The sequence below is a fragment of the Streptomyces sp. NPDC002044 genome, from assembly GCF_040296725.1.
Taxonomy (GTDB): Bacteria; Actinomycetota; Actinomycetes; order Streptomycetales; family Streptomycetaceae; genus Streptomyces; species Streptomyces antarcticus.
Window position 1 is genome coordinate 25220 of the sequence record NZ_JBEOXU010000069.1, and the last position, 7739, is coordinate 32958.

General features: G+C 73.8%; 7 protein-coding genes. 3 read left to right on the top strand and 4 right to left on the bottom strand.

From position 1 onward, the window contains the following. Nucleotides 1-144: 144 nt before the first annotated feature. Nucleotides 145-1149 (top strand): Gfo/Idh/MocA family protein, encoded by a 1005-nt coding sequence (locus ABT106_RS18610; protein WP_351278381.1) that lies wholly within the window; start codon nt 145-147, stop codon nt 1147-1149. Nucleotides 1150-1228: 79 nt separating this feature from the next. Here ABT106_RS18610 and ABT106_RS18615 read toward each other — a convergent pair whose 3' ends face one another. Together ABT106_RS18615 and ABT106_RS18620 are read right to left on the bottom strand one after the other, a co-directional pair. Further along, nucleotides 1229-2164 carry a DMT family transporter gene (locus ABT106_RS18615; RefSeq protein WP_351278383.1) on the bottom strand — a complete coding sequence of 312 codons (936 nt, stop codon included), beginning with the start codon at nt 2162-2164 and terminating at the stop codon, nt 1229-1231. A 183-nt stretch (nt 2165-2347) separates the two neighbouring features. Continuing rightward, nucleotides 2348-2965 (bottom strand): dihydrofolate reductase family protein, encoded by a 618-nt coding sequence (locus ABT106_RS18620; protein WP_351278385.1) that lies wholly within the window; start codon nt 2963-2965, stop codon nt 2348-2350. 217 nt (nt 2966-3182) lie between these two features. Between ABT106_RS18620 and ABT106_RS18625 the strand changes: the two genes are divergently transcribed. Next, complete coding sequence (locus ABT106_RS18625) at nt 3183-3914, top strand: 3-oxoacyl-ACP reductase family protein (RefSeq protein ID WP_351278388.1); 732 nt, start codon at nt 3183-3185, stop codon at nt 3912-3914. 107 nt (nt 3915-4021) lie between these two features. Here ABT106_RS18625 and alc read toward each other — a convergent pair whose 3' ends face one another. Then, on the bottom strand, nt 4022-5134 hold the full coding sequence (alc, locus tag ABT106_RS18630; protein ID WP_351278390.1) for an allantoicase: 1113 nt from the start codon (nt 5132-5134) through the stop codon (nt 4022-4024). A gap of 2 nt (nt 5135-5136) precedes the next feature. Then, on the bottom strand, nt 5137-6480 hold the full coding sequence (gene allB, locus ABT106_RS18635) for an allantoinase AllB (protein WP_351278393.1): 1344 nt from the start codon (nt 6478-6480) through the stop codon (nt 5137-5139). 328 nt (nt 6481-6808) lie between these two features. Between allB and ABT106_RS18640 the strand changes: the two genes are divergently transcribed. Continuing rightward, nucleotides 6809-7615, top strand: coding sequence for an IclR family transcriptional regulator (locus ABT106_RS18640; protein ID WP_351278395.1), 807 nt, complete (start codon nt 6809-6811; stop codon nt 7613-7615). Nucleotides 7616-7739: the final 124 nt, after the last annotated feature.

The window sequence follows — 7739 nt, forward strand, 5'->3', positions numbered from 1 at the left end:
TGCCCTTCCCTTGTCCGTGTCGTCCGTCATCAATCGGTCATTCCGGTTCCAGCCGCCCAGTATCCGCCACAGTGGACCATGCGGGGTCATCGGGGCGGGCGCGGGCAGATTGACAGGTCCCCCGTTCGGGGTCAGGTTGAGTGCATGCGCATCGGGCTCATCGGGACGGGCCGGATCGGCTCGTTCCACGCGGCGGCGCTGGCCCGCCGCCCGGACGCGGGCTCGCTCCTGCTCGCCGACGCCGATCCCGCGCGGGCGGCGCGCCTCGCCGACCGGCTCGGGGCCACGGCCGCGCCCTCGGTCGAGCAGGTCTTCACCTGGGGCGTCGACGCGGTGGTGGTGGCCTGCGCCACCGAGGGCCACGCGGAACTGGTCGTCCGGGCGGTACGGAGCGGCCTGCCGGTGTTCTGCGAGAAGCCGGTCGCCCCCGACCTGGCCCGCAGCCTGGCGGTGGTGCGCGAGGTGACGGCGCTCGGCGGGGTGCTCCAGACGGGTTTCATGCGCCGCTTCGACGCGGGCTACCGCACGGCCCGGGACCTGGTCCGGTCGGGGGCGCTGGGCCGGCTGCACACCGTACGGACGACGACGGCCGACGCGGAGCCGCCGGAGGCCGCGTACCTGGCGACCTCCGGCGGGCTGTACCGGGACTGCCTGGTGCACGACTTCGACATGGTCCGGTGGGTGACCGGGCGCGAGGTGACCGAGGTGTACGCGGCCGGTTCCGACGCCGGCCCCGCGCGGTTCCGCGAGACGGGTGACGTCGACACGGCGGCGGCCGTGCTGACGCTGGACGACGGGACGCTCGTCACCGCGACCGGCACCCGGTGCAACGGCGCCGGGTACGACGTGCGGATGGAGCTGGCCGGGGAGCGGGACCAGGTCTCCGTGGGGCTGGACGACCGGACGCCGATCGCCTCGACCGAACCGCACGGGCCGCCCGCGGCCGACAAGCCGTGGACCGGGTTCCTGGAGCGGTTCGGCCCCGCGTACGAGGAGGAGCTCGCCGCCTTCGTCCGGCTGATCCGCGGCGAGGGGCCCAATCCGTGCGACGGCCGCGAGGCGCTGGCCGCGCTGCGGGTGGCGGAGGCGTGCGAGGTGTCGCGCCGCGAGCGGCGCCGGGTCCGGCTGGAGGAGCTCCCGGACCTGTGAACGGGTGGCTCCCGGCGGCGGCATGCCCGTCAGCGTACGGGCGCCGCACGCCGTCGGCCGGTCATGATCCGGCCAACGTTCACCCGGCCGCGCGGCGCCCCCAGGTGGTCCCCGCCAGGACGAGGGCGACGCCCGCGAACCCGAGCGGGCCGAGGTGCTCGCCACCGATGGCGATGCCGGCGGCGGCCGCCCACAGGGGCTCGGTGCCGAGCAGCAGGCTGACGCGGGAGGGGGAGGTGCGGCGTACGGCCCACATCTGCACGAAGAAGGCGAAGAGGGTGCAGAAGACGGAGAGGAACACCAGGCCGGCCCACTCGGCGGCCCCGAAGTCCGCGGCGGCCGCCCAGGGGGTGGCCCCGGTGCCGGGGAGGAGGGCGAGCAGGGCAAAGACGAGGACCGCGCCGCTGAGCTGGACGGTGGTCAGGGAGAGCGAGTCGGCGTCCTGGACGGCCTTGACGCGTGCCATCAGCAGCACGTGCAGGGTCCGGGCGAGGGCGGCGCCGAGGATCAGCACGTCGCCGAGGCCGGGTCCGGTGAAGCCCGCGCCCTGGGTGAGGAGCACGACGCCGGTCACGGAGACGGCGGCGGCTCCGAGGAAGGCGGCCGGGGGGCGGACCCGGCGCACGGCGGCCTCCGCGAGCGGGGTGAAGATCATGGTCAGGCTGATGATCAGCCCGGCGTTGGTCGCGGAGGTGTGGACGACCCCGTACGTCTCCAGGAGGAAGATCCCGCCGAGTACGAGGCCCAGCAGCCCGGCCCCGCGCAGCTGGGCGGGGGTCAGCGCCCGCAGCCGGCGCCATCCGGCGAGGACCAGGACGGGCAGCACGAGCGCGAAGCGCAGCACCAGTACGGCGATCACGGTGTGCGCGGTGGTGATGCCCTTGGCGGCGAGGTAGCTGGCGCCCCATACGACCGCGACGGCCAGCACGGGCAGGTCCGCGGCCCAGGTCCGGCGGGGCGCGGTCTCCCCCGCGGGGGTGGCGGCGGGGGCGGGGGCGGGCGGGGCCACGGTCACGGGCTGTCTCCAACGGCGGGTGACGGGTGGAGACTTCGGCGGCTCGCACGGGTGCGCGGCCACGCTACCGGAGCGGGTCGTGGCGGGCGACCGGTTTGCGGGCCGGCCGGGCCCCGCCCGCGGGGCCGGCCCCGCGGGGCCCGGCGGCCGGGCGGCCGTGGCCCGCGGCCCGGCGGCCGTGGGTCACTCGCCGATCGTGCCGAACGCGGCGCGGCCCGTGGGGCGGTACGTGTGGATGGCCGTGCCGCTGGAGGTGGTGCGGGACTGTGTGACCTCGCAGGCCGTGGGGAGGCCGCCCGTCGGGAACAGCCGGCGGCCGGTGCCGAGGAACACCGGGTAGACGAGCAGGTTCAGTTCGTCCACGAGGTCGCGGGCCAGCAGCCACTGGGCCAGCGCTCCGCTGCCGTGGACCTGGAGCTCGCCCTCGGTGGCGTCCTTGGCCCGTACGACCTCGCTCTGCAGCTGTTCGCCGTCGATGACGGTGGTGCCGGCCCAGGCGGGCTCTTTCAGGGTGGTGGAGGCCACGTACTTCGGCAGCCCGTTGAGGCGGCTCGCGATCGGGTCGGCGGGGTCGGTCTGCCGCGGCCAGTACCCGGCGAAGATCTCGTACGTCCGGCGCCCGAGGAGGAAGGCGCCGGCCCGGTCGAAGACCTCGGTCATGAACTCCCCCATGCCCTCGTCGGCGAACGGCGCGAGCCAGCCGCCGTAGTCGAAGCCGCCGCTGCGGTCCTCGTCCGGCCCGCCCGGGGCCTGCATCACGCCGTCGAGGGTCAGGAAGGTGGTGAGGGTCAGCTTGCCCATGGCTCTGCGCTCCCGGCTCGGTGGGTCTCTGCTCGGTGGATCACTGCACGGTGGATCACCGCCCGGTGGCCACCGCTGCGGTTCAGACTTCCCGCGATCCCGTGACTCATCGGTGCGGCGCGCGTGAACGCCACGTCCGATTCCCGCCAGCGCCCGCTTCCGGAATCCCATCTCATTGAACACGCAACCACTTGACGGGCGAACGAGGGAGAGCACCGTGAACGGCAAAGTGGCACTGGTGACGGGCGGCAGCCGGGGCATAGGGGCCGCGACGGCCCTGCGGCTGGCCGAGGACGGCGCGGACGTCGCCTTCACCTACCGGACCGGTGAGAAGGAGGCCGCCGCGGTACTGGAGGGGATCGAGGCGACCGGGCGGCGCGGACTCGCCGTCCGGGCCGACGCGGGCGACCCGGAGGCGGCCGCCGGGGCGGTGGAGCGGACCGTACGGGAGCTGGGCCGGCTCGACGTCCTCGTCAACAACGCGGGGATCGGCGTGCTCGGCCCCCTTCAGGAGCTGACGACGGCCGACGTGGAACGCGTCCTGGCGGTCAACGTCCGGGGCGTCTTCCTCACCACGCGGGCGGCGGCCCCGAAGCTCGGCGCGGGCGGGCGAATCCTGACCATCGGCAGCTGCATGACCCAGCGGGTGCCGGGGCCGGGCGGCACGCTCTACAGCATGAGCAAGTCGGCGCTGACCGGGCTGACCAAGGCGCTGGCCCGGGAGCTGGGCGCGCGCGGCATCACCGCGAACATCGTGCACCCGGGACCGGTGGACACGGACATGAACCCGGCGGACGGCCCGTACGCCGGGCCGCAGGCCGCGCTGACGGCCCTCGGCCGCTTCGGCACGCCCCGTGAGGTGGCGGCCGTGGTGTCGTTCCTGGCGGGCCCGGACGCCGCGTACGTGACGGGCGCCGAGTTCTCGGTCGACGGCGGCCACGCGGCGTAGTCCCGCCCGCTACGCACCGAGGGGGCGCACCGCCCGGCGGTGCGCCCCCTCGGGCCGTGTGCGCCCCGGGGGTGTCGGCCCCCGGGGCGGTCGCGGGGCGGGAGGCGTCAGCCGCCCAGTTCCTGGTGGCGGGCGGCGTGGGCGGCGGTGCCCGCCTCCGTCAGCGAGCCGTACAGGCGCAGCCGGGAGAATCCGCCGTCCGGGAAGATGTCGATCCGGACGTGCGTGCCGACCGCCGGGGCGTCGAGCACGAAGCGGTGGTTGGTGTCCGGCTGCAGGCGGGTGCGCGGCAGGAACTCGGTCCACTCGCCGTCCTCGCCCGTCTTGACGGACAGGGAGGCCCAGCCGGCCGAGTTGCCCTTGAGGTACGCGGTGTCGATCTCGACGGCGCGGATCTCGGACTCGGCGGCGAGCTGGTAGCGGATCCAGTCGTTGCCGTTGTCGCGCCGGCGGGCGGTCTCCCAGCCGTCGTCCATCTTGCGGGAGCGGCCCGGGTTGATGGTGTTGGCCGGCGGCGAGTAGAAGCGATTGGACGCGTCCTCGACCGAGCCGCCGTTCTCCAGCGCGACGACGTCGAACGTGCCCAGCGCGGCGAGCCACTTCGGGTCGGTGCGGACCTCGCCGTGGACGCGCAGCCGGGCGATGCCGCCGTCGGGGTGCTGGTTGACGCGCAGGTGCGTGAAGCGCTGCTCGACGTTCACCTCGAAGCCGTTGGCCGCGTGGCCGCCGACCGGGGTGCGCTCGACGAGGGTCGTCCACTTCACGTCGTCGGAGAGCAGCTCCCGCGCGGTCGGGGAGCCCGCGACCGAGGCGCCCTGGACCGAGACGGCCTGCGGCATGTTGCCGCGGAAGTGGGCGGTGTCGACGATGATGCCGCGGATGACGCCGGGGGCGCCCAGGCGGACGAGCGCCCAGTCGTGGTCCTCGGCGGTGGGCCAGGGCTGGGTGGCGCTGACGCCGCGGCGGCGGCGGGTCTCCCAGCCGTCCATGACCTTGCCCTTGTGGCCGAAGTCCTCGGGGTCGAAGTGCGCGGCCTCGGAGATCAGCAGGTTCTCGCGCTGGGCGAAGAACTCGTCGTTGGCCTCGATGACACCGGCGCCCAGCTCACGGGCGGCGAGGTTCGCGTACTGGGTGAAGGGGAAGTCCGCGGTGCGGTAGTCCGCGTACGGGTCGCCGCCTCCGTACGGGTTCGCATTGCCGGTGAAGGTCGCAATCGCCACTGTCAGTTCTGCCTTTCGAGGAGGAGGCCCGTGGGCTCGGTCGGGGTGCCGTGGTCCGCGATCCGCGTGCCGCGCAGCCAGGTGGACTTCACGACGCCGTGCAGGGTCTTGCCCGCGTACGCCGTGATCCGGTTGCGGTGGTGCAGTTCCGCGGGGTCCACGGTGAAGGTCTCTTCGGGTGCCAGGACGGCGAAGTCGGCGTCGCGGCCGGCCTCGATCGCGCCCTTCTGCGCCAGGCCGGCGAGGGCGGCCGGGGCGGTGGACATCCAGCGCACGACGTCCTCCAGGGAGCGGCCGCGGCCGCGCGCCTCGGTCCAGATCGCCGGCAGGCCCAGCTGGAGGGAGGAGATGCCGCCCCACGCGGTCGCGAAGTCGCCGGTCTTCAGGTCCGCCGTGGAGGGCGAGTGGTCGGAGACGATGCAGTCGATGGTGCCGTCGGCGAGCGCGTCCCACAGGAGGTCCTGGTTGGCGGCTTCGCGGATGGGCGGGCAGCACTTGAACTCGGTGGCGCCGTCGGGGACTTCCTCGGCGGTGAGGGTGAGGAAGTGGGGGCAGGACTCGACGGTGATCCGGACGCCCTCGGCCTTGGCCGCGGCGATCAGCGGCAGCGCGTCGCTGGAGGACAGGTGCAGCACGTGGACGCGGGCGTTCAGCCGCCTGGCCTGGTCGATCAGGTTCTGGATCGCGGTGTTCTCGGCGTCCCTGGGGCGGGAGGCGAGGAAGTCCGCGTACTTGGGGCCCGGGTGCTGCGGGGCCGACTCCAGGTGGTGCGGGTCCTCGGCGTGCACGATCAGCAGGCCGCCGAAGCCGGTGATCTCGGCGAGGGAGGTGGCCAGTTGCTCCTGGTCGAGCTCGGGGAACTCGTCCACGCCGGAGGGCGACAGGAAGCACTTGAAGCCGTAGACCCCGGTGTCGTGCAGCGGGCGCAGGTCCTTGACGTTGGACGGCAGGGCGCCGCCCCAGAAGCCGACGTCCACGTGGGCCTTGGTGCGGGCGACCTCCTGCTTGACGCGGAGGTTGTCGACCGTGGTGGTGGGCGGCAGGGAGTTCAGCGGCATGTCGAGGATCGTGGTGATGCCGCCGGCCGCGGCGGCGCGGGTGGCCGTCCAGAAGCCCTCCCACTCGGTGCGGCCGGGGTCGTTCACGTGGACGTGGGTGTCGACCAGGCCGGGGAGCAGGACGTCGTCGCCGAAGTCCTCCAGCCGGGCTCCGGCCGGCACCTCGGCGTCGTGTGCCAGCACGGCCGTGATCTTCCCGCCGGCGACGGCCACCGAGGCGGCGCGCGTCCCCTCGGGGGTGATGACGCGCGTCGAGCGCAGTACCAGTTCCACAGCCACGTCGGACACCGGAACCTCCCCATCTACTTCCACAGAGCGAAATTCAACGTTCTGTTGACGGAGTCTTCACGGCGATCCCTGACCAGTCAAGAGCGCCCGGACGGACCGCTGACCCACCAGGACCGCAATTGGATGTTTCCACAGGATGGAATTAAGATTTCGCGATACAGAATGTAGCTACCACCACCGGGAGCGGGCGGGCACCTTCCGGAAGGACGTCCGCCACCAGGACAAACCACCTCTGACCGGCGGGGACGGCGGCTCCCCCGACCTAGGGCCGACGCCGACCGACCGGTAGGCTGCTTCCTTGCCTGCCAGCACCGAAAGGACCGCGCCCGTGCCGACGTCCAGCGCCAGCACCACCGACGCTTCCGCGAAGCCCACCACCGCCAGCGGTGGCGTCCAGTCCCTTGAGCGCGCCTTCGATCTGCTCGAACGCATGGCCGACGCCGGGGGCGAAGTCGGCCTCAGCGAGCTCTCCGCCGCCAGCGGCCTGCCGCTGCCCACCATCCACCGCCTGATGCGCACCCTCGTGGCGTGCGGCTACGTACGCCAGCAGCCCAATCGACGGTACTCCCTCGGCCCCCGCCTGATCCGCCTCGGCGAGTCCGCGTCGCGGCTGCTGGGCACCTGGGCCCGGCCCTACCTCGCCCGCCTGGTCGAGGAGACCGGCGAGACCGCGAACATGGCCCTGCTCGACGGCGACGAGATCGTCTACGTCGCCCAGGTGCCGTCCAAGCACTCCATGCGCATGTTCACCGAGGTGGGCCGCCGGGTGCTGCCGCACTCCACCGGCGTGGGCAAGGCGCTCCTCGCCTACACCCCCGCCGACGAGGTGCGCGCCCTGCTGGCCCGCACGGGGATGCCGGCCGCGACCGAGAAGACCATCACCACGCCCGAGGGCTTCCTGGAGGCCCTGGAGCAGGTCCGCAAGGTGGGCTACGCGGTCGACGACAACGAGCAGGAGATAGGAGTCCGGTGCCTCGCGGTCTCGGTGCCGAACTCGCCGACCGCCGCCGCGATCTCCATCTCCGGCCCGGCCGGCCGGGTCACCGAGGCGCTGACCGACTCGATCGTGCCGATCCTCCAGGGCATCGCCGCCGAGCTGTCGGTGGCCCTGTCCACCCAGAACCCTCCCGCCTGACCCACGGCGTACGCGAAGGCCCCGGCCCCCTCCGACACGAGGGGGCCGGGGCGGTCGCGGACGCCCCCCCGGCCGGGGGGGGGGGGCCCGACGGCGGCGACGCGGGGCGCGGCGGGCTCCGGGC